Source organism: Clostridium sp. DFI.1.208, assembly GCF_024463855.1.
Classification (GTDB): Bacteria; Bacillota_I; Bacilli_A; order Erysipelotrichales; family Erysipelotrichaceae; genus Clostridium_AQ.
Genome location: NZ_JANGCA010000159.1, coordinates 1 through 905, shown reverse-complemented (window position 1 = coordinate 905; position 905 = coordinate 1). Strand labels below are relative to the sequence as shown.

1 protein-coding gene is annotated in these 905 nt (G+C 44.0%); it reads right to left on the bottom strand.

Translation table 11 applies throughout. The annotated features are described in order from the left end of the window. The coding region (locus tag NE665_RS23800) for a SpaA isopeptide-forming pilin-related protein (RefSeq protein WP_256302693.1) at nt 1-905 on the bottom strand (905 nt) is incomplete at both ends.

Below are 905 nucleotides of genomic sequence, written 5' to 3'. Positions count from 1 at the left end.
GGTAATTCTTTTTCGCCGGTCTCATCGACTTTAGAAAAGTGCATCTCTGTTTGTCTGTTGCTCATGTCGATCGTCTGTACATCGTTCGTATCACGTACGATGAAGATGATATCCTCAGCTTTTGTATAACCGGCAGCTGCTTCCAGTTCCCGCAACGTATATTCCTGTCCGACAACCAGCTTGGTGATATCATGAGGCTTTTCATCTGTGATCCACTCATCAACGGTCTTTCCGTCTTTGTCAATGATGGCCAGTCTGTTGCCTGGTAACTGCTTACCTTCTTCATCCGTCTTGATGATCTGTAACTTCGTTATATCATCCTTCATGACGACCTTCTGGATCTCACCAGTATCTTTGATCGTGAACGGTACATCGGTAGCTGTCGTATAACCTGATGCCGGGATCTTTTCAGATAGTACATAGTCTCCAACAGGCAGCATCTCGATGAGATGTGGTTTATCTGTGGATATCCATTCCTCTATGATCTTTCCGGCCTCGCTCTTTATCTGCAGCGTAGCGCCCGGAAGTTCTTCCTCGTTCGTGATATCCACTTTAGAGATCTCGACCTTTGTCGTTTCATTCTGATACTCTGCTGTGAATTTCAAGACTGCATTGTTTTGATTCGTATACTTTGTATCAAAATAATAACGCACTTCCTGACCACTCGCATAACCTGCAGGAGCTTTCGTTTCCGTTGCATAGAATAGGCTATTGGTGTCACCGATGAGTCTTACATCCTCAATGACTGTTTGACTGAATCCTGGATCTATATCTTCATCTTCAATTTTCTCAATCGGCATTACACCATATTCTGGAGTAAGATCATTAGGCAGGTCTGCAGTAAATGTGGCTCTACCATCTTCGCCGGTTACCACCGTTTCAATTTTTTCACCGGCTTTTACGAT